The following is a 25307-nucleotide window of genomic DNA, read 5'->3' as shown; positions in this document are numbered from 1 at the left end:
GATTCGGTTTTAGCCCCGGGCGAGACCGACCCGCTTGATCTCCCATTCGAGCTCAACGCCTGACATGTCGCGGACACGTCGGCGGACCTCCTCCCCGAGGTTCTCGATATCGGTCGCCGATGCGGAGCCATGGTTGATCAGGAAGTTGCAATGCATCTCGGAGACCTGCGCATCGCCGATGCGCAGTCCGCGGCAACCCGCGGCATCGACCAGCTCCCAGGCTTTCCGGCCGGGAGGATTCTTGAAGGTCGAACCGCCCGTGCGGGTGTTGACCGGCTGCGTGGAGGAGCGCGCCTCGGTGATGGCGTTCATCTCGGCCAGAATCTCTTCCGGATGTCCGGGACGGCCCTCGAACAGGGCTTCGGTGAAGATCACATCGTCCGGCACGCTCGAATGGCGATAGGTGAAGCCCATCTGCGCATTGGTGAAGGACACGAGTTCGCCGCTGCGGGTTACGCCCCTCGCCTCGACGAGCACGTCTTTGGTCTCTCCCCCATAGGCGCCGCCGTTCATGCGCAGCGCCCCGCCGATCGTGCCGGGAATGCCGCGCAGGAACGAGAGGCCCGCGATGCCCGCTTCGGCGGCGGCGCGGGCCACCTTCACGTCGGGCGCGGCGGCACCGGCACGAACGCGCAGGTCGGGTTCAACCGCAACCTCGGCGAAGCCTTTGCCCAAGCGGATCACGGCTCCTTCCCAGCCGCCGTCGCGGATGAGCATGTTCGAGCCCAATCCCACGACGAGCACCGGGATTTCACGGTCGAGCCGTTGCAGGAAGTAAGCGAGATCATCCTCATCCGAAGGCGTGAACAGCACCTGGGCCGGACCGCCGGTGCGGAACCAGGACAGCGGCGCTGTCAGCGCATTGGCCTCCAGCTTGCCGCGCAGTTCGGGCATTGCCGACTTCAGGTCGGGAGTGATGTCCGCAAACATCAAGCGGCCTTCTCGCCAAGCGCTTCGAGTTCGCCCGGGAGCGCATAAGCCCATTGCGTGATGTTGCCGGCGCCGAGACAGAGCACGTAATCGCCCGGCTTCGCGACGCCCTTGATGAGCCCTGCGAGATCTTCCGATTTCTCAAGCGCCATCACATTGCGATGACCGCGCGCCTTGAGGCCGGAGACGAGCGCGTCGCGGTCGGCCCCGGGGATCGGCTGCTCGCCTGCCGCATAGACCGGCGCGACGATGACGGAATCCGCATCGTTGAAGCAGGTGCAGAACTGATCGAACAGGGACGACAGACGCGAATAGCGGTGCGGCTGCACGACGGCGATCACCTGCCCGTCCGTCGATGCCCGGGCTGCTTTCAGCACCGCCGCGATCTCGATGGGGTGGTGACCATAATCGTCAAACACGGCGACGCCGTTCCATTCGCCCGTGCGCGTGAAGCGGCGCTTCACGCCGCCGAATCCCGCAAGCGCCTTGCGGATCGCCTCCGGCGAGACGCCGAGTTCATGCGCGACGGCGATGGCCGCCGTGGCGTTGAGCGCGTTGTGCGCGCCGGGCATCGGAAGCACGAGGTCTTCGAGCTCGAGGCGGAAGCCGGGGCGGCGATCGCGGATCATCACGCGGAACCGGTTCTGGCCGCCGTGCGAATCCACGTCCATCAGGCGCACGTCCGCCTGCGGATTCTCGCCATAGGTGATGATGCGGCGATCCTCGATACGGCCGACCAGATCCTGGACGGTGGGATGATCGATGCACATCACCGCGAAGCCGTAGAAGGGGATCGAGTCGATGAAGGAGCGGAAGGCGTCCTTGATCGCATCATAGGTGCCGAAATGGTCGAGATGCTCGGCGTCGATATTGGTGACGATGGCCACATCCGCCGGCAGTTTGAGGAAGGTGCCGTCGGATTCGTCCGCCTCCACCACCATCCATTGACCGTCGCCCATGCGGGCATTGGTGCCGTAGGCATTGATGATGCCGCCGTTGATGACCGTCGGGTCGAGGCCGCCCGCATCGAGAAGCGTCGCGACCAGCGAGGTGGTGGTGGTCTTGCCGTGGGTTCCCGCCACCGCGACGCAGGACTTGAAGCGCATGAGCTCTGCGAGCATTTCCGCGCGGCGCACGACCGGCAGGCGCTTTTCGCGGGCGACGACGAGTTCCGGATTATCGCGCTTGATCGCGGTGGAGACCACCACGATCTCGGCGTCATCGACGTTCTCGGCCCTGTGACCGATGAAGGTCTTGATGCCCTTGTCGGCCAAACGTTTCACGTTGTAGTTGTCGGCCGCGTCCGAACCCTGAACCGTGTAGCCCAGATTGTGCATGACCTCGGCGATTCCCGACATGCCGATGCCGCCGATACCGATGAAATGAATGGGACCTAGCTTCGGCGGCAGTTTCATGAAGGCATTCCGTTCTTGTTAATATGTATCAGATCGAGGACGGCATGAGCCAGACGCTCGGCCGCATCCGTGATGCTGGCGCTATGTGCGGCGGCAGCGGCTTTGGTCAAGCCTTCAGGCTCTTGGAAGTAGGAACGAATCTCGTTCGCCAGGCGCTCAGGGGTGAATTCCGTTTGTGGGCAAACGATGGCAGCGCCAATGTCTCCAAGGGTTTTGGCGTTGGCGGCCTGGTCCTGATCAAGGGAGCCCGGCAGAGGCACGAGGATCGAGGGACGGCCGACCGCCGCCAGCTCCGCCACCGTCGAAGCACCGGAACGGGCGATGACGAGGTGAGCGTCGCCCAATCTCCTGGGCAGGTCCGTGAAGAAGGGCTCGGCCTCGAATTCCACGCCGAGGCGCAGGTAATGGGCCCGCACCCGCTCCAGGTCCTCTCCCCTCGCCTGCTGGGTGATAACGAGGCGATTCCGCAAATCCTGAGGCAGAAGCTCGATGGCGGGCGGAACGATATCGCTCATCACGCGCGCCCCCTGGCTGCCTCCGACGACGAGAAGGCGCATCTTTCCATTCGGCTCGAGAGGAACATAGGCACCCTTTGCCGCCTCGATCACCGCCGGACGAATCGGGTTTCCGGTGTGGATCGCCCGGCCGGACACATTCGCCGGAACACCCTTGATATTGTGGAAACCTGTCGCGATCAGCGACGAACGGCGTGCAAGGAGCCGGTTCGCACGGCCCATCACGCCGTTGGCTTCGTGAATCACCGTTGGAACCTTGAGGAACGACCCGGCAACGACCGGCGGTACGGTCGGGTAACCGCCGAAGCCGACCACCGCGTCCGGCTTCAGGCGGCGGATGTTCGCCATGGCCTTCAGCGTGCCCTGCGCAAGCAGCAGCGCCGCCTTTGCCATCTTCGGCACTGAGCGGCCCGAGGGAGTCGCGGACGGGATCTCGACGATCTCATCCGCCGGGAAGGAGCCCGCATAGGCATTCGCGCGCTTGTCGGTCGCGAGCACCACCCGGCATCCCGAGGCTTTGAGCACATTGGCGAGCGCCTCCGCAGGGAAGAGATGGCCCCCGGTGCCGCCGGCGGTCAGAAGGATGAGAGGCTTATCGGTCAACGCTGCCAATCCTGATTGAAGTGCTCCATCATTTCCGCCCGCGGACGGCGGCGGGTGAGCGCGATGAGGAAACCCATGCCGAGTGCAAGGGACATAAGCGAGGAACCGCCGTAGGAGATGAAAGGCAGCGTCATGCCCTTGGCCGGCATGAGATGCACGTTCACCATCATGTTGATGGCGGCCTGGAGACCGAACATCAGGATGAGGCCCGTGGAGGCGAGGCGGCAGAAGGTATCCTCGTTGCGGCGCGCGAGCATCAGACCGCGCAGCACGATGAAACTGAACAGCAGCAACAAGCCGAGGCACACGATGATGCCGAACTCTTCCGCCGTCACGGCGAAGATGAAGTCGGTATGCGCATCGGGCAGGATGCGCTTCACCGTCCCCTCACCCGGCCCACGTCCGAGCCAGCCGCCGCGCGAGAATGATTCCATAGCCATGTCGACCTGAAAGGTATCGCCGGAGTCCTTGTCGAGGAACCGCTCGATACGGGCACGCACGTGCGGCAGGAACTCGTATGCGGCAACGATGCCGACAAGACCTGCGCCACCGAGGCCCATCACCCAGAACCAATGCAGGCCTGCGACGAAGAAGAGGCCGCACCACACGATGGTGACGAGCATGGTCTGCCCGAAATCGGGCTGAAGGATGAGCGGGATGATCGTCGCCGGAAGAATCATCAGCGCGAGCAATGCACCCGGCATGTCCTTGCGCCGCGCCCCCTCGGAGAAAGCCCACGCCGCGAGCACGACGAAGGCGGGCTTCACGAACTCGGACGGCTGAACGCCGAGCGGGCCGATCATGATCCAGCGGTGCGCGCCCTTGATTTCAGGCCCGAACTGAAAGGCCAGCATGATCATCACCATGCCGCCCGCATAGACGAGCAGGGCCAAGCGGCGAATGTGGCGCAGGGACAGGAACGACACCGGCAGCATGATCAGAAGCGCCGGAACCAGGAACATCACCTGGCGGCTCACGAAGTGGAATGTCGACAGCCCGAGGCGCTCGGCGACGGGCGGCCCGCCTGCCATGAGAAAGACGAGGCCCGCCAGCATGAGAACGGCGAGCGCGGCCAGGAGCAGCCGGTCAACCGTCCACCACCAATCGCTGAAGGCCGAGCGTTCCGCGCGCGATACCATCCTCAAGCCCCCCTGACTTCAAGGCCCGGCAACGCCCGGACCAATTCGCGGAAATGATTGCCGCGCACTTCGTAGTTCGGAAATTGATCATAGGACGCGCAGGCCGGGGACAGAAGAACGACCGCGGGCCCGTTCATGGCAGCGGCATCTGCGGCCGCCTGCCTCACTGCGTTGTCGAGGTTCTCGCTGCGAACAGAGGAAACGTCGCTGCCGAGCGTCTTCGCAAACTCGTCCGCCGCCGCGCCGATCAGATAGGCCTTACGGATCTTTGGGAAATAGGGCCGTAGCGGCTCGATGCCGCCTTCCTTCGCCTTGCCGCCCAGAATCCAAAGGATGTTGTCGAAAGATTTGAGCGCCTTCTCGGTGGAATCGGCGTTGGTCGCTTTCGAGTCATTGATGAAGAGCGCCTTGCCGATCCGGCCGACCTCTTCCATCCGGTGCGGGAGGCCTGGGAAGGTGTTGAGACCCGAACGGATCCGCTCGGGAGACACGTTCAAGGCCAGGGCAACTGCAACGGCCGCGGCGGCGTTCTGCGCATTGTGTGCCCCGCGCAGCGAACCAATGCCCGACAGATCGGCCACAGGGGCGGCCTCGCCTCCCATCACCCCGACGAGTGTTTCGCCGTCGGCGAAAACGCCTTTCCCGTCAATCGGCCCGACCGAGATATACGCGACGTTCACGCCCTTCTCTTGGCAGCGTTGTGCAATGGTGCGGCTCGCCGGGTCGTCGACGCCGACAATGGCAAGGCCCGCCTTCGTCACCAGCCGCTCCTTGATCGCCGCGTAACTCTCCATCGTCCCATGCCGATCGAGATGGTCGGGCGACAGATTGAGATGCACGCCGATCATCGGCGCCAGCGACGGGGCGAGATCGATCTGGAACGAGGAGCACTCGATCACGTGGACGCGGCTGTCGGATGGCGGTTCGAGCGAGAGGATCGCCGTGCCGATGTTGCCGCCCATCTGCACGTCGCGGCCCGCTTCGCGAAGGATATGGGCGATGAGCGCCGTCGTCGTGGACTTGCCATTGGTTCCGGTGATCGCGACGAAGGGAGCGTTGGGCGCAACCTTCGCGCGCTCGCGGCAGAAGAGCTCGATGTCGCCAATGATCTCGACCCCCGCCTCCCGCGCGAGCCTCGCCGACCAATGCGGCTCGGGATGCGTGAGAGGCACGCCGGGCGAAAGGATGAGCGCCGACACGGGAGACCAATCGAGCTGCCGCAGATCGGCCGTCTCGATAGCCTTGGAAGCCGCCTCGGCCACTTTTGCGGGATTGTCGTCCCAGGCGACGACGCGCGCGCCGCCTTCTTTCAAGGCAAGCGCCGTCGCGAGTCCGGATCCGCCGAGGCCGAAGAGAGCGACTGTTCTGCCGGAGAATGTCGTGACGGGGATCATCCGCTTACCGCAGCTTGAGGGTCGAGAGGCCGACAAGAGCGAGCACCACGGCGATGATCCAGAAGCGGATCACGACCTGCGGCTCGGTCCAGCCCAGCTGCTCGAAGTGATGGTGGATCGGCGCCATCTTGAAGACGCGCTTTCCCGTGAGCTTGAACGACGCGACCTGGATGATCACGGACATGATCTCCAGCACGAAGAGGCCGCCGACGATGGCGAGGACGATCTCGTGCTTGGTCGCTACCGCGATGGTGCCGAGAAGGCCGCCAAGAGCCAGCGACCCCGTATCGCCCATGAAGATCTGTGCGGGCGGCGCGTTGAACCAGAGGAAGCCGATGCCCGCGCCGATCAGAGCGCCGCAGATCACGGCGAGTTCGCCGGTGCCGGGCACGAAATGGATCTGCAGGTAATTAGCGAAGACCGCGTTGCCGGCGAGATAGGCGATAAATCCGAAGGTTCCCGCTGCGATCATCACCGGCACGATGGCCAGGCCGTCGAGGCCGTCGGTGATGTTCACCGCGTTGCCGGCGCCCACGATCACGAAACCTGCGAAGATGACGTAGAACCAGCCGAGATTGAAGATCAGGTCCTTCGAGAAGGGCAGCGCCAGCTTGTTCGCAAGGCCGGGAGCCTCCACGTAGGAGATGGCGATGCAGGCGACGGCCGCGATGATCGCCTCGATGGCAAGGCGGGACTTGCCCGAGAAGCCCTTGTGCGACTGCTTCGTGACCTTCAAGTAATCGTCATAGAAGCCGATGGCACCAAAGCCCACCGTGACGAAGAGCACGATCCAGACATAGGGATTTGCAAGATTGGCCCACAGAAGCGTGGAGACCAGAACGCCCGCCATGATCATCAGCCCGCCCATGGTCGGCGTGCCGCGCTTCGTTAGCAGATGCGATTGCGGCCCGTCCTCGCGGATCGGCTGCCCCTTGCCCTGGCGCACACGCAGCAGCGAGATGATCGCCGGCCCGAACAGGAACACGAAGAGCATGGCGGTAGCCGTCGCGCCCCCGGTGCGGAACGTGATGTAGCGGAAGATATTGAGAGGGCTGAAGTAGGGGCTGAGCTCAGCCAACCAGGTCAACATGGAGTGTTTATCCTTTCAGCGCGCGTGCCGGTGGACTCGCGCCGTAACGTTCTTTCAGTGCCTTGACAATCAGGGCCATCTTCATGCTGAGCGACCCCTTGACCGTCACGGCGTCGCCGGGGCGGATCGCCGCGCAGACCGCGTCGATGAGTTCGGCGGACGTCTCGGCGTGCAGCACCACCTTCGCCTTCGGAAGACGATCCATCAGATTGCGCATCAACGGCCCGGCTGCGAAAACGAGATCAATCTTGTTGGCTTCGATGGCCTCGGCGAGTTCCTCATGAAGGCGCGGCCCCGTTTCGCCCAGTTCCTTCATATCTCCCAGAACGGCAATGCGCCGGGCTTGGCGGCCCAACTCCACCGCTCCGAGATTGGCGAGCGCAGCGCGCATGGAGGCGGGATTCGCATTGTAGCTCTCGTCGATGAGAAGCGCTTCCTCGTGGCCGTCGACGGCGAGCATCGTCCGCTCGCCACGGCCGACGGGCGGCTTCAGCTCGGCGAAGGAGAGAGCAGCCTGCGCGAGATCGGCGCCGAGGGCATGACAGGCGGCGAGCACGCTCAAGGAATTGAGCGCGATATGCCGTCCCGCCGTACCGATCCGGTAGGTGACGAGCTGCCCGAGAACGCGCGCTTCGACGATCGATTGATCGGGCTTCACGATGATCCGCTCGGCGCGGATATCGGCGGCCTCATGCTCGCCGAAGGAGATCACGCGACCTGCCGCGGAGGCGAGCGCATGCGCCTTCATGCGCTCGAAATAAGGGCTATCGTGGTTGATGACCGCCGTCCCACCGGGTTCGAGCCCTGAAAAGATCTCGCCCTTGGCATCGGCGATGCCCCAGAGCGACGGAAAGAATTCGATATGCACCGGCTCGATCGTGGTGATCACGGCCACGTGCGGACGAACCATCGCGGTGAGCGGCAGGATTTCGTGGGCATGGTTCATGCCGATCTCGAACACGCCAAACGTGGTCTCGCGCGGCATGCGCGACAGGGTGAGCGGCACGCCCCAATGGTTGTTGTAGGAGGCGACCGACGCGTGGGTTGCGCCCTGGCGGGACAAGGCGAGGCGCATGGCCTCCTTCGTTCCCGTCTTGCCGACGGAACCGGTGATTGCGACGATTTGGGCGTCCGTGCGCTTGCGGGCCGCACGGCCCAACTGGCGCATGGCCTCCAGCACATCTGGCACGACGACGAGCCTGTCGGACGCGAAACCGGGAGCCTTCGCCTCGGAGACGACAGCGGCCGATGCGCCCTTCTCCAGCGCGGCAGGCACAAAATCGTGGCCGTCATGCACGTCGCCCTTGACGGCGAAGTAGAGATCGCCCGGTTCCAGGGTGCGCGTGTCGATGGAGGCTCCCGACGTCTGCCGGAAGCCGCTGCCGACCCGGGCGCCGGTGGCCGCAACAATCTCATCCGATGTCCACAAGGGCGAATTCATCCCTGCCTCTCCGCAATTGCCGCCCGGACCTCATCATGGTCCGAGAACGGCAGGGTCCGGTCGCCGATGATTTGGCCCGTTTCATGGCCTTTGCCCGCAACGACCAGAATATCGCCGTTTTGAAGCTCCTCCACGGCCGTGCGGATCGCCAGGGCCCTGTCGCCGATCTCCCGGGCGCCAGGGGCGCCTTTCAGCACCTCGGCGCGGATCGCCGCCGGGTCTTCAGAGCGAGGATTATCGTCCGTCACGATGACAATATCCGCCTTGTCGGCCGCGATGCTGCCCATGAGCGGGCGCTTGCCCCGGTCGCGATCGCCGCCGCAGCCGACGATGCAGATGAGCCGCCCCTTGGTGAACGGGCGCAGCGCATCGAGCACATGCGCCAGCGCGTCGGGCTTGTGCGCGTAATCGACGATACAGATGGCCCCGTTGACTTCGCTCACCTGCTCCAGACGGCCCGAGACGCCCTTCAGCGTCTTGAACCCTTCGAACACCTCGGCCGCCCGGCTCTCGCCCTCGACGGAAAGCACGAGGCCGGCCGCCACCAGCGCATTCTCGACCTGAAACGCGCCGAGAAGGGGCAGGGTCGTCTCAAAGGTTTTACGGAAGGCCTCGATGGTCAGTGCCTGTTTGAAGCCTTCCGGACGTGCCTCGACGAGCCGAAGCGTTTCGCCCTCGCCGCCCGTGGTAATCAGTGTCAGGCCGCGATTGCGGACGCCCTGTCGGAACATATCCGCGTAAGGGCCATCGGCATTGATGACGGCCGGCGCGTCGGCGGGCAGCAGCGTGTCGAACAGGCGGAGCTTCGCGGCCGCATAGGCTTCGGTGGTGTTGTGGTAGTCGAGATGATCACGACCGAGATTGGTGAAACCGGCTGCGCTCAGGTGTACGCCGTCGAGCCGGCGCTGATCGATGCCGTGCGAGGACGCTTCCATCGCCAGGCGCATCACCCCATCCTTCGCAAGCCTATCGAGGGTCTGATGAAGAGAAATAGGATCAGGCGTCGTGAGCGAGCCATAGGCAGCACCGTCCGAGGTGATCACACCGAGCGTGCCGAGGCTCGCGGACTTGTATCCAAGGGATGCGAAGAGCTGGCGGGTGAAATCGGCTACGGAGCTTTTGCCGCTCGTGCCCGTGACGGCAACGACCTTCTGCGGTTGCTGCGGGTAAAAGCGCGATGCCGCGAGAGCGAGAGCCCTTCGCACATCGCTGACTTGGACATAGGCTACGGTTCCGGGCAGATCGGCAGGGCGCTCCGCCTCTCCGACGATTGCGATCGCACCGGCAGCCGCGGCTTGCGGCACGAAGCTCATGCCGTCAACCTTCGTGCCCGGCACCGCGAAAAATACGCTGCCCTTCTCAACCTTCCGGCTGTCGGAGGCAAGTCCGGCCACAGACAAGGATGCCTCCGGAAGCCCTTGGGCCTCCGGAAGCAAATCGCTCAATCGAAATGTGTTCGTCATGGTCACCGAATGCCCCACGCGTTGAGGCGCGACATGAGAGGGAAAGGTTGTGCAGGCGGCTCGAAACGAGGAGGAATGCCAAGGAGCGGCGCGACGCGCTCGATGACGTTGCCCGTTACAGGCCCCGCGTTCCAGCCTGCCGTCGAGAATCCGTAGGTGCCCTCGATCGCCTGCGGCTCGTCCATGATGGTCAGGAACACGTATTTCGGCTTGTCGGCCGGAACCACGGCCGTGAATGTGGTGAAGTTCTTGTTCTTGGAATAACGGCCGTTGATGACCTTTTCCGCCGTGCCGGTTTTGCCGCCGACATAGAAGCCCGCGATGGCCGCCGATGCCGCGGAACCTGCCGGATTCGATGCGTTCAGTCGCATCACATAGCGCATTGCCTCGCTGGTTTCAGGCTTAATGACCTGCAGGGCGTCCTTGCGCGCCTCAGCCTCGTCACGCTTGAGGAATGTCGGCTTGATGAGCATGCCGCCATTCGCGAGCGCGCCGACCGCCATGAGGGCCTGGAGAGGCGCGACGGCAAGGCCGTGACCGAAGGCGATGGTCATGGTGTTGAGCTCGCCCCAGCGGGGCGGGATAATCGGCAGGGCGTTTTCCGGCAGCTCCGTCTCGAGGCGCGTGAGTTGGCCCATCTTGCGCAGGAAGGCCTTATGTCCCTCCACGCCGATACCGAGCGCCATGCGCGCCGTGCCGATGTTCGACGAGTGGATGAACACCTCCGGAACCGTGAGCACGCGATGCGTGGCATGGTAGTCGCCAATGGTGAACTTGCCGTAGCGGAGTCCCGAGCGCGCATCCAGGGTCGAGTTGATGTTGTACTTTCCGGAATCGAGCGCCATCGCGACGGTCAGCGCCTTGAAGGTCGATCCCATTTCGAAAACGCCGACATTGATGCGGTTGATCCGGTCCTTGTCGAGGGCATCGACGGGATTATTGGGATCGTAGTCGGGCAACGAGACGAGGGCGAGCACTTCGCCGGTGTTGACGTCCATGACGACGCCGGCCGTAGCCTTCGCCTTGAACTTCGTCATACCCTTCATCAATTCGTCGCGCAGCGCATGCTGCACGCGCAGATCGATGGAGAGCTGCACGGGCTTCAGATCAGCGGCGGAGATATTGAAGCCTGCGCCGTTGAGATCCTGCAGGCCCATGCTGTCGATATATTTCTCGATGCCCGCAATGCCAACATTGTCCACGTTGGCGAAGCCCAGCACGTGCGCCGCGGCCTCGGCGTTTGGATAGACGCGTTTGTTCTCCGGCAGGAAGCCGACGCCCGGAATGCCGAGCCGGTGCACTTCGGCCTGCTGGCGCGGCGTGATCTCGCGCTTCACCCACACGAAACCCTTCTTCGTGCTGAGTTTGTCGCGCAACTCCGTGGCATTGAGATCCGGGAGGACTGCGGTCAGCAGCTCCACAGCCTCGTCCTTGTCTATGATGTTGCGCGGCTCCGCGAACACGGACACCATCTTCACGTCGGTGGCGAGGATGTCGCCGTTGCGATCTACAATGTCCGGTCGGGCCGCGGAAATCTCGGACGAAGCCGCGCGGCGGAACTCGCTCGGGCTTTCGCTCGTGACGGCAAGCTGCACAAGCCGCCCGGCAATGGTGCTGAAAAGCATGGCAAAGCAGATCGCCGCCAGACTCACGCGGGACGTGCTCTTGTCGAGGCGCAACCGGAACAGCTCGCGCGCATGGGAGAGAATGCCCCTCTTGGGCGGAGGGCTCTTGGCCTTCAGTTCGGGTTGAGGCTCATGCAACACGGGAGTTACCGTCTCGGGGTTTGTGTCGATGGGATTCGGGCTTCGTTACCAGTGTCCTTGGGCGTCGCCGTAGGCCCGAGCAGGCCGAGCGCTTCGAGCTTGCGGCCGATCTCGTCCCCACGCTCCGGACGGTTCGGCAGATCGGACAAGCGTGCCAGCTGCTGGATCTTCAGGGGCTGGAGATCCAGATGCTGATCGGCGGCAGCCTGAAGGCGATCCGGGCGATCGAGATATTGCCACTCCGCCTGCAGCACGGCGATGGCCTCGCGCTCGCGCTGCACCTTCGATTTCAGCTTCGCCACCTGCTCAGCATAATAGAGCGTGTCGTATTTGATGGAGTAAGCATAGCCAGCCGATGCGATGAGGGCGGAGATCGCAATGATGTGGAGCAGCTTTGTCATCGCCGCCCTCCCCTTTTCTCCGCCGTCTGCGGCAGCTCGGCCAACATGGCGATGGCGCTCAATGGTTCCTGCGGCGGCACGTCCGTGCGAGCGCCGGCGCGCAGTTTCGCCGAACGCGCGCGCGGATTGCGCGCCATTTCCTGCTCGCTCGGACCGACAGGCCCCTTCGTGACGGCATGGAATGTCGGCTCGGCTGCGGCGAGCGTCGGCATATGACGAGAGCCGCTCGGCGTGCGCCCCGTGCGGGCCGCGAAGAATTGCTTCACGATCCGGTCTTCGAGCGAATGGAAGGTGACGACTACAAGACGTCCGCCGGGTTTCAGAATCCGCTCGGCCGCGTGCAGCGCGCGCACCAGCTCGCCCAATTCGTCGTTGACGGCGATGCGAAGTCCCTGGAACACGCGTGTGGCCGGATGAATGCCGCCCGGCTCCTGACGGATGAGCGACGCGACCAGATCGGCAAGCTGGCGTGTCGTCTGGAACGGCTCTCTGCGGCGCGCCTCGATGACGGCGCGAGCCACGGCTCGGGCGCGGCGCTCCTCGCCATAGTGATAGAAGATGTCCGCGAGCTCCGCCTCGGAGGATTCGTTGATGATGTCCGCGGCGCTCGGGCCTTCCTGCTCCATGCGCATGTCGAGCGGGCCGTCGTTGCGAAACGAGAATCCTCGCTCCGCCTGATCGAGCTGCATTGACGAGACGCCGATATCGAGAACGACGCCTTCTGCACCATCAAAGCCTTGATTGCGCGCGATTTCATCGAGATCGCCGAAGCGCCCCGGCACAAGCATCAGGCGCTTCTTGAATTTTCCAGCCAGCGACGCACCACCCGCGATCGCATCGGGATCGCGGTCGATGGCAATCACTTTGTTCTGTGGATGAGCATCGAGAATGGCGCGCGTATATCCGCCCGCGCCGAACGTACCATCGATGAAGAGGCCGCCGCGCTTCACATCAAGCGCGTCGCACACCTCCGCCAGGAGCACAGGAACGTGACGGGTCGGTCCGCCAGCGGCTCCGGCTCCTGGGCCGTCGCCGCGTCCCATCATTGCTCCCGCACTCCTGGTGAGGTGTTTTGTACCATACGTGGCTCCGCAACCCGGGTTCCGAGCATCTTCTTCAGGTCTCTGACCTTCGTGCGCGCCTCCTCCAAGTGCGCACGGAAGCGTTCGGGCTCCCAAATCTGGAACTTGTGACCGAGTCCGACGAACGTCACCGTATCGCCGATCCCGGCATGCACTTTCACTGTGTCCGTCAGGATGACACGCCCCTCCGGATCGACTTTGAGGATTTCGCTGGTCCCGAACAACGCGGTCGACAGCTGATCCCGTTCGTCCGAATAGGGCGACAGCGTCGACAAGAACGCATCGATCTCGTTCAGAAGCATATTGCCCCCTGCGTCCAACGCCTGCGCATCGAGCGCAGGATGAACGTAGAGTCCCTCGAACCCATCCCTGGCCAGAACAGCCCGGAAGGACGCAGGGATCGAGACGCGACCCTTCGAATCCAACTTGTTGGTGAAATTGGACACGAAGCGGTTCATTGGCCGCAGCTCGCAAGCTCCCGATTGTCAGCCCCCCGGCAGACCTCCGAGGCCTGCCACCCGCAGCCGGTGATAACGCCTCTTTTCGGAGCAGGGCGCCGGCGCTCTCGGTGCGCCTAGCGTCCCCTTCGAAAGAAACCGTCGACGGGATGATTTGGGATAACATGGGACAATATGGGCGTCAACGGAACGGGGACAGGACGCAAGCCTCGCGACATGCAGCCCCCATGAGACGCATTTAGGGTTAATGAATCGTAAGCAAACCAAGGCTTTGGTCCGCTTTGTCGCAGTTTCGGTCCTGTGGAAAAGAGGGGTCAGCCGGCCTGTAAGCCGGGTTCTGTATGGCCCAAGGTCGAAACCCTGAACGTGGCGGCCATTCCTCTGGGACGATCATTGCTGACCGCCTCAAGCAACCAACCCGGACGACGAGCCTAGAAGCAGGCCTGGCGCAAGCGCCTGTCGTCCCTATTCGGTTTTGCTCCTGGTGGGGTTTACCGTGCCGTCCGCATTACTGCGTCCGCGGTGCGCTCTTACCGCACCCTTTCACCCTTACCCTGCATCTGCAGGGCGGTTTGCTTTCTGTGGCACTATCCCTAGGGTTACCCCCGCCGGACGTTATCCGGCACCTTGCTTCCATGGAGCCCGGACTTTCCTCCTCGAGCAAGCTCGAAGCGGCCGCCCGGCCGGCTGACGATGGGGATGTGGTGCGAAATGCAGTGCCCCGTCAAGGGCGAACGATCACTCGGCCGCTGCAGTGATCACCTTGACCTTCGCGCAATAGGCGCGTGAAGCCCCGGTCATGGCCGTCGTGCGGTGGCCGAATTGGTAGCGAAGGATCGTGCCACAGGTATCGCCTCCCGCAAGCTTATAGGCCTGAGCGAGATATTTCAGGCCGTAATGCAGATTCGCCTCGGCATCGAGCAAGCCTGCGAGCTGCCCCTTGTAACCCAGCGCCTGGGCCGTGCGGAGATTGATCTGGGTCAGGCCGACATGGGCGCCGTTGCGAGCGCCGGGATTGTAGCGGCTCTCGAGACGCACCACCGCGTCTGCGAGTTCGAAAGGCAAGCCGTTTTCCGAGGCATGGCGGGCGATCAGGGACCTGAGAGCGCTCGCCTTGGCGGCATCGACACGCCCTAGGCCTGATTGTTCCGACAGGTCCAGCGGGAGAGCGGCCGTCTCTTCGACCGAGGTCCCATCCGCACCCTTCCAAGAGACTGCTGCGGCGTCAACGGCCTTCTTTCCTTTGGAGTTTCTGGCAGCCTTGTCGGGCTTCCCAGCTTCGGCAGCCTGAGGATCCGCTTCCTCCGCAAGAGCGCCAGCAGCAGCCTTCACTTCTTCGGCCTGCGCGTGAGCGAAGGCCTCAGCCTCATCCGGAGAGATAATATTGTTTTCGGCCCGAACCTGGACCGACAGTGCAGCCCAGACCAGAGTCGCAGCGGCCATTGGCTTTATACAATGCCGCAAAGTCATAATGGAACCTCAAATGGCATAGATGTCACGCGGCCGCGACGTGAAGGCCAAATAAGGCAAAGTTGTGACTTGGATAGTCGCAAAGCGGGTCCAGATCAGTGCGCCTTAAACGATGATTGTGCCTCAAACCGAGGCGCAGAAAGGGCTGGAATAGCCTGACGTCCTTAGCAAAAAAGTTTTTTCTACAGCTCATTTGGGGGACAAGGAACTTCTTCCCCCAGTCGGGAGTTGGCGTCTGCGTAAGGTCAAGCTAATTAGAACTGGGCAGCCTACAGCCCGCTAGACACAGGGAAGCCTCCATGAAGAAGATCATTACCGCGATTGCCGCCGGTGCTCTCACCCTCTCGATGGCAGCCTGCAACACGCCCGGCGAGCGCGCCGTGGGCGGCGCCGCTGTTGGCGGTCTTGCAGGAGCTGCAATTGGTGGTGCCGCTACGGGCCGCGCCGGCGGCGCTCTGGCAGGCGCAGCCATCGGTGCTGCCGGCGGTGCGGTCGTCGGCGCCGCAACGGCTCCGCGCGGACCCGCCTGCCCCTACGGCACCTATCAGGACATGTACGGCAACATCTACTGCCGCTAAGACGATCCTGAAGACTGAATTTAAGGGGCCGGGATCTTCTCGGCCTCTTTTCTTTTGCCTGGAGTTGGGCGTACCACTGATCTTACGATGATTCAGTCGATTTGGGGTAAATTGAGCGGTGCCGGCATCGGCTTGGCGCTCGGAGGGCCGATTGGCGCTCTCCTGGGTGGCGTGGCCGGGCACGTGCTCGTCGATCGCGAGGGCGCTCCCTTCGGAAAGCCGCCGCGCGACGTCTTGTTCACCATGGGCCTGGTTGCGCTCGCCGCCAAGATGGCGAAGGCCGACGGCGTGGTGGTGGACGTGGAGGTGAAGGCATTCGAGCACATCGTCGAGGTGCCGGAGGGTGAACAGGCCCGCGTCCGGCGCCTGTTCGAACTCGCCATGCAGACCTCCGACGGATTTGAAGCCTATGCCCGGCAGATCGGCACCGAATTCAAAGAAGAGCCGGCGTTGCTGGAGGACGTGCTCGACGGTCTCTTCCATATCGCCAAGGCGGATGAGGCGGTGCATGAGGCTGAGTACGTTTATCTCCAAAGCGTCGCGGCGATCTTCGGCTTATCCGAAAGTGAATTCGAGCGCATTGCCGCCCGGCACGTGAAACGGGCGGACGATCCCTATCTCATTCTCAAGGCCGACCGGGCCATGAGCGACGAGGACCTGAAGCGGCACTATCGCAGGATGGTCGCCGAGAACCATCCCGACCGGGAGATCGCACGAGGCCTGCCGCCGGAGGCCGTGAAGATCGCAACGGAACGGTTGGCTGCCATCAACGCTGCTTGGGAGCGCATCGCCGCCGAGCGGAATCTCAGGTGAACGTATGAGCGCGTCCCTTTCCCCCGAAAGCCCAGTTGCCGCGAAGGTGTTTCCTTCACCCAATCATGGGGAGCGGAAGGACGGACAGCGACCGAACATGCTGATCCTGCACTACACGGGCATGCCCGACGAGGGCGAGGCGCTGCAATGGCTCTGTAATCCGGTCTCGCAGGTATCCGCACATTACTTCGTGTTCAGCGACGGCCGCATTCTGCAATTGGTGCCGGAGGCGCGGCGGGCTTGGCATGCGGGAATTGCGAGCTGGGATGGCGAGACGGATATCAACTCCAGTTCGATCGGCATCGAGATCGCCAATTCCGGCCATCCCGGCGGCCTGCCCCCCTATCCCGACGCGCAGATCGAGAGCGTGATCGCGCTGACGAAAGACATCGTGGCCCGCTGGCGCATTCCGTCGACTCGCGTTCTCGGCCATTCGGACGTCGCCCCCGGCCGCAAGGTCGACCCCGGAGAACTTTTCCCCTGGAAGCGGCTGCATGAGGCCGGCATCGGCCATTGGGTGCCGCCCGCCACTTTGAGCGACGGACGCTTTTTCTCGCGCGGCGACCAGGGCATGCCCATCGAAGCGCTGCAAGCCATGCTCGCCATGTATGGTTATAGCCTCAGGAACAACGGTGTCTTCGATGAGGACACGGAAAAGGTCGTCGCCGCCTTCCAGCGCCATTTCCGTCCCGAGCGCGTGGACGGCGTGGCCGATGCCTCCACCATCACCACGCTCCGTGATCTGATCGCCAAGCGGCCTTCGGCGGCCGCCTGAGGCGCCCTACTCCGCCGCCATCGGCCTGTAGCTCGCCGGATCGTAATTAAGGATCGGGCTGAGCCAGCGCTCGACGTCCTGCACATTCATGCCCTTGCGCTCCGCATAATCCTCCACCTGATCGCGTTCTACCTTCGCCACGCCGAAATAGTAAGCCTCGGGATGCGCGAGATAGAGGCCGGATACGGACGAGCCCGGCCACATGGCATAGGATTCCGTCAGGCTCACCCCGATGCGGCGTTCGGCTTCGAGAAGGCTGAAGATCGCCGCCTTCTCCGTATGGTCGGGTTGCGCAGGATAGCCGGGAGCCGGTCGAATGCCGCGATACTCCTCGCGGATCAGATCTTCATTGGTGAGGTTCTCATCGGGCGCATAGGCCCAGAACTCCTTGCGCACACGCTCGTGGATGCGTTCCGCAAAGGCTTCCGCGAGACGGTCCGCCAGGGCCTTCACGAGGATCGATCGATAATCGTCGTTCGCGCGCTCGAACTTTTCGGCGATGCGCACTTCCTCGATGCCGGAGGTGACGACGAAAGCGCCGATCCAGTCCGGCTTTCCGCTGTCGGCGGGCGCGATGAAATCCGAGATGCATAGATTGGGCTTGCCGTCGCGCTTGGAGAGCTGCTGGCGCAGGCCGTGGAAGGTGGCGAGCGTCTCGCTGCGGCTCTCGCCCGTATAGAGGCGGATATCGTCGCCGACCGCATTGGCCGGCCAGAATCCGATCACCGCCTTGGGATTGAACCAGCGCTCGTCGACGAGCCGCTTGAGCATCAGTTGCGCGTCCTCCCAGAGCTGACGCGCCGCCGGCCCTTGGGCCTCATCCTCCAGTATGGCCGGGAAACGTCCCTTGAGTTCCCAGGTCTGGAAGAAGGGCGTCCAGTCGATATAGGGCACGAGTTCGCCCACATCGTAGCTGCGGAATACCCGCGCACCGGTGAAGGTGGGTTTCGGCGCCTGATAGCTTTCCCAGTCGATCTTCAGTTTGTTCGCGCGAGCCTTCTCGATAGGCAGGCGCTGCTTGTCGGCCTCGGAACGCGCATGAGCATCGGCCACGCGGCGGTATTCGCTCCGCAGCGTCTCCACGTACGCGTCCTTGGCATCGGGCGAGAGCAGCGACGACACTACGCTCACTGCACGGCTCGCATCGGTGACGTAGACGGCTTGGCCTTTTCGATAATTCGGGTGGATCTTCACCGCCGTATGCACGCGGCTCGTGGTCGCGCCGCCGATGAGAAGCGGGATATCGAAACCCTCGCGCTCCATCTCGCTCGCCACGGTCACCATCTCGTCGAGAGACGGCGTGATGAGGCCGGAGAGACCGATCACATCGACATTCTCCCGACGTGCGGTTTCCAGAATTTTCTGGGCCGGAACCATCACCCCGAGATCGATCACCTCGTAATTGTTGCAGGCGAGGACCACGCCGACGATGTTCTTGCCGATGTCATGCACATCGCCCTTCACCGTCGCCATTAGGATCTTGCCGGCGGCGGAGCGCTCGTCGAGTCCCGAGGCCTCCTTCTCAGCCTCCATGAACGGCATGAGATACGCAACCGCCTGCTTCATCACGCGGGCGGACTTCACCACCTGAGGCAGGAACATCTTTCCGGCCCCGAAGAGATCGCCGACGACGTTCATGCCGGCCATGAGCGGCCCCTCGATCACGTGCAGCGGACGTTCGGCGCCTTGGCGCGCTTCTTCCGTATCCTGCTCGATGAACTCGGTGATGCCGTTGACGAGCGCATGCTCGATGCGCTTCTCGACAGGCCAGGAGCGCCACTCGAGATCGGTGACCTTCGATGCGCCCGCGCCGTCGCCCTTGAAGCGGGGAGCCGCTTCCAGCAGGCGCTCCGTTGCATCGGGGTGCCGGTTGAGAACGACATCCTCGCACAGCTCGCGCAGTTCGGGATCGATCTCGTCGTACACGGCGAGCTGTCCCGCATTCACGATACCCATATCCATGCCGACCTTGATGGCGTGGAAGAGGAACGCCGAATGCATGGCCTCGCGCACGGGCTCATTGCCCCGGAACGAGAAGGAGAGGTTCGACACGCCGCCCGAGATATGGGCATGCGGCAAGGTCTCACGGATGATGCGCGCGGCCTCGATGAAGGCGACGCCGTATCCGTTATGCTCCTCGATGCCGGTCGCAACCGCGAACACGTTGGGATCGAAGATGATGTCCTCGGGCGGGAAGCCCACCTTCTCCGTCAGGATCCTGTAGGCGCGGGTGCAGATCGCGACCTTGCGCTCCAGGGAATCGGCCTGGCCCTGCTCGTCGAAAGCCATGACGACGACGGCAGCACCGTAGGAACGGCAGATCCTCGCGTGCTCGATGAAGGCTTCCTCGCCTTCCTTCATCGAAATCGAGTTCACGATGGCCTTGCCTTGAAGGCACTTCAGCCCAGCCTCGATGACGTGGAACTTGGAGGAATCCACCATCACCGGAACGCGGGCGATATCGGGCTCCCCTGCGACGAGATTGAGAAATTCCACCATCGCCTTCTCGGAATCGAGCAGGCCTTCGTCCATGTTGACGTCGATGATCTGCGCGCCGTTCGCCACCTGATCGCGAGCCACGTCGAGCGCTGCGGCATAATCCCCGTTGGTGATGAGCTTGCGGAATTTGGCGGAGCCCGTGACGTTCGTGCGCTCGCCCACGTTCACGAAAGGAATGTCGGAGGTGAGCGTGAAGGGCTCGAGGCCCGACAACCGCATGAGCGGCTCCATTGTCGGAACGCGACGGGGCGCCTTGCCGGCAACGGCTTCGGCAATCGCCCGGATATGCGCGGGCGTGGTCCCGCAGCAACCGCCAACCACGTTCACAAGGCCTGCATCGGCGAACTCGGAGAGCATGCGGGCCGTGGCTTCCGGGCTCTCGTCATAGAGCCCGAACTCATTCGGCAGGCCTGCATTGGGATAGGCGCAGACGAGCGTATCGGCGACCCTGCCGATCTCCTGAATGTGAGCGCGCATCTCGCGCGCGCCGAGGGCGCAGTTGAGTCCGATGGAGAAGGGCTCCGCGTGACGCATGGAATGCCAAAACGCGGTCGGCGTCTGCCCGGACAGCGTACGGCCGGATAGATCCGTGATCGTGCCCGAAATCATGATCGGGAGCCTCACGCCCTTTTCCGCAAAGACCTGATGCGTAGCGACAATGGCAGCCTTGGCGTTGAGCGTATCGAAGATCGTCTCGATGAGGATGATCTCCGCTCCGCCGTCGACGAGCCCCCTCACCTGTTCGGCGTAAGCATCACGCACCTGATCGAAGGTCACGGCGCGATATCCTGGATTGTTCACGTCCGGCGAGATGGACAGCGTACGGTTCGTGGGGCCCACGGCCCCCGCTACGAAGCGGCGGCGGCCATCCTCCTGTTGAACCGTCAGCGCAGCCTCGCGGGCAAGCCGCGCGCCCTCGTAGTTCAACTCGTAGACGATCTCTTCCATGCCGTAATCGGCCTGGGCGATGGAGGTACCGGAGAAGGTGTTGGTTTCAACGATATCCGCACCGGCGCGAAAATAGTCCAGATGAACGTTTCGCACCGCGTCCGGCTGGGTGAGGATCAGGAGATCGTTGTTCCCCTTGACGTCCTGCTTCCAGTCCCTGAACCGCCCGCCCCGGAAATCCTCTTCCGAGAAGCGCGAGCTCTGAAGCTCGGTGCCCATGGCGCCGTCGAGCACGAGAATGCGCTTGGCGGCCGCTTCACGCAGCACGCGGAGGATCTCTGCGCCATCGGCAGGACGAGGTTCGAACACGGTCATCTCAGTCACTTTCAATCGATCGGGATCTCACCCGATCATCCATGCCTCGCATGGCAAATCAGAACACCTGGATCGCAGCCAGGCATTAAATTCCTAGGCCGCTACCTTCACGCCTTGATCACGCAATCCCAGCAGATGGCAGATGGCATAGACCAGATCGGCGCGGTTCATGGTGTAGAAGTGAAATTCGCACACGCCGCGATCGACGAGGTCGATCACCTGCTCGGCGGCGACAGCGGCCGCCACGAGCTTGCGCGTCTCCACGTCGTTGTCGAGGTCTTCGAAGCGGGCCGCCAGCCAAGCAGGCACGCTCGCGCCTGTCTTCGCAGCGAAATTCGCCGTCTGCTTGAAGTTCTGCACAGGAACGATGCCGGGCACGATAGGAATATCGATGCCCCGCGCCCGCACGCGGTCGAGATAGCGGAAATAATGATCGTTATCGAAGAAGAACTGCGTGATCGCGCGATCCGCGCCGCAATCGACCTTTGCCTTCAGGACATCGATATCGGCATCAAGAGAGGAAGCCTCGGGATGCTTCTCGGGATAGGCGGAAACGGACACCTCGAAATCGGCGATGGCCTTGATTCCGGCCACGAGGTCGCAGGTCTGCCGATAGCCGCCGGGATGCGCCTCATACGCGGCTCCGATGCCTGCGACCGGATCGCCGCGAAGGGCAACGATATGGCGCACGCCGGCATCCCAGTAGGACCGCACGACGGTATCCACCTCGTCCTTCGTCGCCGCCACGCAGGTCAGGTGCGCCGCGGGCTTGAGGTGCGTTTCCTTCACGATCCGCGATACCGTGGCATGAGTGCGCTCGCGGGTGGAGCCGCCAGCACCATAAGTGACGGAAACGAATTGCGGGTTGAGCGGAGCAAGCCGCTGAATCGAATTCCAAAGATTCGTTTCCATGTCCGGCGTCTTCGGCGGGAAGAACTCGAAGGACACCTTGATCGGACACGAGGCCTGCCTGCTGGGGCGAAGAGTCAGGGGTGACATCAGGCAACCTCTTTGCTGGGCTGAGACAGAGGCCAATCCGTGAGGATGCGGCGGTCCTGTCCGAGCCAAAGGGAAACGGTCAATTGGTCATCGCCCCTGCTGGGCGGTGCAATTTCCTTCGTCAGCGTGCAGTCGAGGCCTGCCTCGTCGAGCCAGCCCGCAACCTGCGACGGCGCGAAGCCGAGGCGGCGATGCGCCTGCGCCTCACGCAGGAATTCCAGTTTATGGGGCGCAAAATCCACCACGAGAATGCGCCCGCCCGGCGCGACGAGGCGGGCGGCCTCGCGGATGGCGCGTGCGGGATCGTCCAGGTAATGCAGCACCTGGTGAATGACGACCAGATCGAACGTATCGCGCGGAAATGGCGGCGCGTAGATATCGCCCTGGCGCAACTCGATGCCACGCAGACCCGCCTTCTCGAGATTGGCGCGGGCGACCGAGAGCATGGCATGGCTCGCATCGAGCCCCACCGTCCGGTTCGCGCGGGGAGCCAGAAGCTGCAGCATGCGACCCGTGCCCGTTCCCAGGTCGACGAGGTTGCGGATCGGCTTGGGGCCAATGGCTTCAAGCACGGCCGCCTCGACGACGGCTTCGGGGGCATGGAGCGAGCGCAGGCGGTCCCAGTCGGGAGCGAGGCGGGAGAAATAGGCCTGGGCAGCCTGGGACCGCTGGGCGCGCACGGCCTGGAGACGGGTCCGATCCTCCAGCAGTTGCGGATCGGACCGGTCGAGGCTCTCCAGCGTCGGCCGGATGATCCGCAGGGCAGTGCCACGATCCGTTAGCCGGAAAAAGGCCCAGGCCCCTTCCCGATGCCGCACCACGAGGCCGGCCTCCACCAGCAGCTTCAGATGACGGGAGATGCGCGGCTGAGACTGCCCGAGGATATCCGTCAGGTCGGAGACCGAGAGTTCCCCTTCAGTCAGCAGAGCAAGGATGCGCAGACGCGTTTCCTCGGCGGCTGCCCGAAGGACATCCAGGGTCAGATCCAGCGATGGCGCTTGCTTATCGGCCATGAGCCAAAACTCGCTCTTACATATAAAGATATATTTATATCTTTTCCGGAAAGAGAGCAAGCAGGACGTCAGGCTCCGATGCCGTGATCATGGGTGCGGAATGGCGGGCTGGTTTCCCGGGCGATGTCTCAGCGGAACGGCGGCTCGTCGAAGCTGCGCAATTTCCGGGAATGCACGGAGGCCCGCTGACCGCGCAGGATATCGACCGCCGCTAGCCCGATCATGAGATGCTCGCTCACCGCGCGCTCATAGAACGCATTGGCGGCGCCAGGCAGCTTGATCTCGCCGTGCAACGGCTTGTCGGACACGCAGAGCAGCGTGCCGTAAGGCACCCGCAGACGGTACCCTTGCGCGGCGATGGTGCCGCTCTCCATGTCCACCGCGATCGCCCGCGACAGGTTGATCTGCCGCCGCTCCTGGCTCCAACGCAGCTCCCAGTTCCGGTCGTCGTAGGTCACGACGGTGCCGGTACGCAGCCTGCGCTTCAACGCATCGCCACGCTCGCCGGTAACCTGCACCGCCGCTTCCTGCAAGGCGACCTGGATTTCCGCGAGGGCCGGCAAGGGAATTTCCGGCGGCACCGCGCCGTCGAGAATGCGGTCGCGCCGGAGATACCCGTGCGCGAGAACGTAATCGCCGATGGATTGCGACTGACGCAGGCCGCCGCAATGGCCCACCATGAGCCAGCAATGCGGGCGCAGCACCGCGAGATGGTCCGTGATGTTCTTCGCGTTCGACGGGCCGACGCCGATATTGACGAGCGTGACGCCCTGCCCGTCCTTGCGCATCAGGTGATAGGCGGGCATCTGGAAGCGGTGCCACGGCGAGGAAGCGATCAGCTCCTCGACAGCCGCATCGTCGAGACCGCGCTCGATCGTGATGCCGCCGGGCAGGACGAGCTTGCTGTAAGGCCCCTCCCCGTTCGCCAGTTCCTTCACGGCCCAGCGGACGAACTGGTCCACATAGCGGTGATAGTTGGTGAGCAGGATCCAAGGCTGAACCGCGCGCCAATCGCTTCCCGTGTAATGGACGAGGCGGCGCAAGGAGTAATCGACGCGCGCCGCATCGAAGAGCGAGAGAGGACGCGGCTCGTTCTCATGGAAGATCCAGGTGCCGTCGGCGATCTCGTCGCCGACTTTGGCGAGAAGCGGCGTGGGGAAATGCTGCGCGAGTTCGGAAGCCGAATGCGCGCCGCGTCCGAGTTCGTCACCGCGCTCGAAGATATAGGGATAAGGAATTTCCTGGTCGCTGACGCCGACCTCGAGGGTTGCGCCATAATCGCGCACGAGATGGTTCAGCTGTTCCAGCAGGTAGTTCTTGAAGAACGCCGGCTGCGTGATGGTCGTCGCATAAACGCCCGGTCCCTGAAACTTGGCATAGGCGCGCTGCTTTACCGGCGGCACCGAATTGGCCCGATAATCGAGCCTCAGCTCAGGATAGCGGAACCGGGAGCGTTCGAGGGGTGTGGGAGGCGTGCCCGTCGCGAAAAAATGTTCCAGAGCGTGGCGCTGCGCCTCGACGGCGCTGTCATGAAGCCGGATCAGCTGCTCGACGGCTTCTTCTGGAGTGGCGACGGTGTGAAAGGCGGTCGGATCGGCTGGCACGTGAACGTCTCTTCTCGATGTCTCGTGCCTCAAGGGTCATACACGCTTTTTGCAGAAAGCCCAACTCCCCTCCTGGAACGAGAGAAAGGGGCGCCGGTTGCCCGGCGCCCTCGAAACGCTTACTCGCAGACCTGCTCGCGGCGAACGATCCGGCGTCCCCATTGATCTACGAAGCGACGGCTCACCGTGTAGCAGGACGGTTCGCGATAGACGTTCGTCCCGTAATAGTAATTGGGGTAGGCCGGACGCGCCGCCATGGCGCCGAGCGCCATGCCGCCGATCACGCCTGCCGCAACCGCGCCGCCATCGTCATAGTCGCGATGGCGGTAATGGCGACGATAGCCGTAATCCGCATAAGGACGGACGACACCGTAAGGCGTCGCATAGGAACCATCGCGCCAACGGCCGGTGCTCTCACCAGCCTGGGCCGGAACCGAGGCTGCAAGCGCTCCGCCGAATGCGAGGGCAGTGCAACCAGCGGCCAGAATGGACTTCACGCGAGACATCTTCACCCTCCATCAGGAGAACAGGCTTTGGATACTAAAATCGAAAAAAGCGTCTTCGTTCCCAAGGCATGACTCAAGAATAGAGGGACC

Annotated in this window: 21 protein-coding genes and 1 other RNA gene; 3 read left to right on the top strand and 19 right to left on the bottom strand. The window is 63.3% G+C overall.

The window, feature by feature from the left end:
• Window positions 1-9 precede the first annotated feature (9 nt).
• The 14 genes from murB to ACS5Q0_RS09825 all read right to left on the bottom strand — a co-directional run bounded on the left by murB (window position 10) and on the right by ACS5Q0_RS09825 (window position 15140).
• Window positions 10-933, bottom strand: coding sequence for a UDP-N-acetylmuramate dehydrogenase (gene murB, locus ACS5Q0_RS09890; protein ID WP_473126453.1), 924 nt, complete (start codon window positions 931-933; stop codon window positions 10-12).
• Window positions 930-2345 (bottom strand): UDP-N-acetylmuramate--L-alanine ligase, encoded by a 1416-nt coding sequence (gene murC, locus ACS5Q0_RS09885; protein WP_473126452.1) that lies wholly within the window; start codon window positions 2343-2345, stop codon window positions 930-932. Before murC ends, murB begins: the two co-directional genes overlap by 4 nt.
• Window positions 2342-3463, bottom strand: coding sequence for an undecaprenyldiphospho-muramoylpentapeptide beta-N-acetylglucosaminyltransferase (gene murG / locus ACS5Q0_RS09880; protein WP_473126451.1), 1122 nt, complete (start codon window positions 3461-3463; stop codon window positions 2342-2344). The genes murC and murG overlap by 4 nt, the downstream gene beginning before the upstream one ends.
• A complete protein-coding gene (locus tag ACS5Q0_RS09875) occupies window positions 3460-4602 on the bottom strand; it encodes an FtsW/RodA/SpoVE family cell cycle protein (protein ID WP_473126450.1) in 1143 nt (380 codons plus the stop codon). Before ACS5Q0_RS09875 ends, murG begins: the two co-directional genes overlap by 4 nt.
• Before the next feature lie 2 nt (window positions 4603-4604).
• Entirely contained in the window at window positions 4605-5996 is a 1392-nt protein-coding gene (gene murD / locus ACS5Q0_RS09870) for a UDP-N-acetylmuramoyl-L-alanine--D-glutamate ligase (protein ID WP_473126449.1), read from the bottom strand.
• Between the two features lie 4 nt (window positions 5997-6000).
• Window positions 6001-7086 carry a phospho-N-acetylmuramoyl-pentapeptide-transferase gene (mraY, locus tag ACS5Q0_RS09865; protein WP_473126448.1) on the bottom strand — a complete coding sequence of 362 codons (1086 nt, stop codon included), beginning with the start codon at window positions 7084-7086 and terminating at the stop codon, window positions 6001-6003.
• Window positions 7087-7093: 7 nt separating this feature from the next.
• Complete coding sequence (locus ACS5Q0_RS09860; protein WP_473126447.1) at window positions 7094-8527, bottom strand: UDP-N-acetylmuramoylalanyl-D-glutamyl-2,6-diaminopimelate--D-alanyl-D-alanine ligase; 1434 nt, start codon at window positions 8525-8527, stop codon at window positions 7094-7096.
• Window positions 8524-9990 (bottom strand): UDP-N-acetylmuramoyl-L-alanyl-D-glutamate--2,6-diaminopimelate ligase, encoded by a 1467-nt coding sequence (locus tag ACS5Q0_RS09855; RefSeq protein ID WP_473126446.1) that lies wholly within the window; start codon window positions 9988-9990, stop codon window positions 8524-8526. The genes ACS5Q0_RS09860 and ACS5Q0_RS09855 overlap by 4 nt, the downstream gene beginning before the upstream one ends.
• 2 nt (window positions 9991-9992) lie before the next feature.
• Entirely contained in the window at window positions 9993-11756 is a 1764-nt protein-coding gene (locus tag ACS5Q0_RS09850; RefSeq protein ID WP_473126445.1) for a peptidoglycan D,D-transpeptidase FtsI family protein, read from the bottom strand.
• 5 nt (window positions 11757-11761) lie between these two features.
• Window positions 11762-12157, bottom strand: coding sequence for a cell division protein FtsL (gene ftsL, locus ACS5Q0_RS09845; protein ID WP_473126444.1), 396 nt, complete (start codon window positions 12155-12157; stop codon window positions 11762-11764).
• On the bottom strand, window positions 12154-13203 hold the full coding sequence (gene rsmH, locus ACS5Q0_RS09840) for a 16S rRNA (cytosine(1402)-N(4))-methyltransferase RsmH (RefSeq protein ID WP_473126443.1): 1050 nt from the start codon (window positions 13201-13203) through the stop codon (window positions 12154-12156). The genes ftsL and rsmH overlap by 4 nt, the downstream gene beginning before the upstream one ends.
• Window positions 13200-13697, bottom strand: coding sequence for a division/cell wall cluster transcriptional repressor MraZ (mraZ, locus tag ACS5Q0_RS09835; protein WP_473126442.1), 498 nt, complete (start codon window positions 13695-13697; stop codon window positions 13200-13202). Before mraZ ends, rsmH begins: the two co-directional genes overlap by 4 nt.
• 310 nt (window positions 13698-14007) lie before the next feature.
• Window positions 14008-14388: RNase P RNA component class A (gene rnpB, locus ACS5Q0_RS09830), an RNA gene on the bottom strand.
• A gap of 47 nt (window positions 14389-14435) precedes the next feature.
• Window positions 14436-15140 (bottom strand): transglycosylase SLT domain-containing protein, encoded by a 705-nt coding sequence (locus ACS5Q0_RS09825; RefSeq protein WP_473126441.1) that lies wholly within the window; start codon window positions 15138-15140, stop codon window positions 14436-14438.
• Between the two features lie 326 nt (window positions 15141-15466).
• On the opposite strand from ACS5Q0_RS09825, the gene ACS5Q0_RS09820 reads away from it, so the two are divergent.
• From ACS5Q0_RS09820 to ACS5Q0_RS09810, 3 genes are all read left to right on the top strand, one after another.
• A complete protein-coding gene (locus ACS5Q0_RS09820; RefSeq protein ID WP_370436716.1) occupies window positions 15467-15745 on the top strand; it encodes a glycine zipper domain-containing protein in 279 nt (92 codons plus the stop codon).
• A gap of 87 nt (window positions 15746-15832) precedes the next feature.
• On the top strand, window positions 15833-16558 hold the full coding sequence (locus ACS5Q0_RS09815) for a TerB family tellurite resistance protein (RefSeq protein ID WP_473126440.1): 726 nt from the start codon (window positions 15833-15835) through the stop codon (window positions 16556-16558).
• 4 nt (window positions 16559-16562) lie between these two features.
• The gene (locus ACS5Q0_RS09810; protein WP_473126439.1) at window positions 16563-17333 is read left to right on the top strand and encodes an N-acetylmuramoyl-L-alanine amidase; all 771 of its coding nucleotides are present in this window, start codon (window positions 16563-16565) and stop codon (window positions 17331-17333) included.
• A 6-nt stretch (window positions 17334-17339) separates the two neighbouring features.
• Here ACS5Q0_RS09810 and metH read toward each other — a convergent pair whose 3' ends face one another.
• The 5 genes from metH to ACS5Q0_RS09785 all read right to left on the bottom strand — a co-directional run bounded on the left by metH (window position 17340) and on the right by ACS5Q0_RS09785 (window position 25217).
• Window positions 17340-21095 carry a methionine synthase gene (gene metH, locus ACS5Q0_RS09805; protein ID WP_473126438.1) on the bottom strand — a complete coding sequence of 1252 codons (3756 nt, stop codon included), beginning with the start codon at window positions 21093-21095 and terminating at the stop codon, window positions 17340-17342.
• Between the two features lie 93 nt (window positions 21096-21188).
• Window positions 21189-22094: a methylenetetrahydrofolate reductase [NAD(P)H] gene (metF, locus tag ACS5Q0_RS09800; protein ID WP_473126437.1), complete on the bottom strand. Its 906-nt coding sequence runs from the start codon at window positions 22092-22094 to the stop codon at window positions 21189-21191.
• Window positions 22094-23107, bottom strand: coding sequence for an ArsR/SmtB family transcription factor (locus ACS5Q0_RS09795; protein ID WP_473126436.1), 1014 nt, complete (start codon window positions 23105-23107; stop codon window positions 22094-22096). The genes metF and ACS5Q0_RS09795 overlap by 1 nt, the downstream gene beginning before the upstream one ends.
• Before the next feature lie 128 nt (window positions 23108-23235).
• On the bottom strand, window positions 23236-24711 hold the full coding sequence (locus tag ACS5Q0_RS09790; RefSeq protein ID WP_473126435.1) for an AMP nucleosidase: 1476 nt from the start codon (window positions 24709-24711) through the stop codon (window positions 23236-23238).
• A 119-nt stretch (window positions 24712-24830) separates the two neighbouring features.
• Entirely contained in the window at window positions 24831-25217 is a 387-nt protein-coding gene (locus ACS5Q0_RS09785; RefSeq protein WP_473126434.1) for a hypothetical protein, read from the bottom strand.
• Window positions 25218-25307: the final 90 nt, after the last annotated feature.

This window comes from Microvirga sp. HS2 (assembly GCF_055792805.1).
The sequence above is the reverse complement of the archived record's forward strand: the minus strand, read 5'-3'. Positions and strand labels throughout refer to the sequence as shown.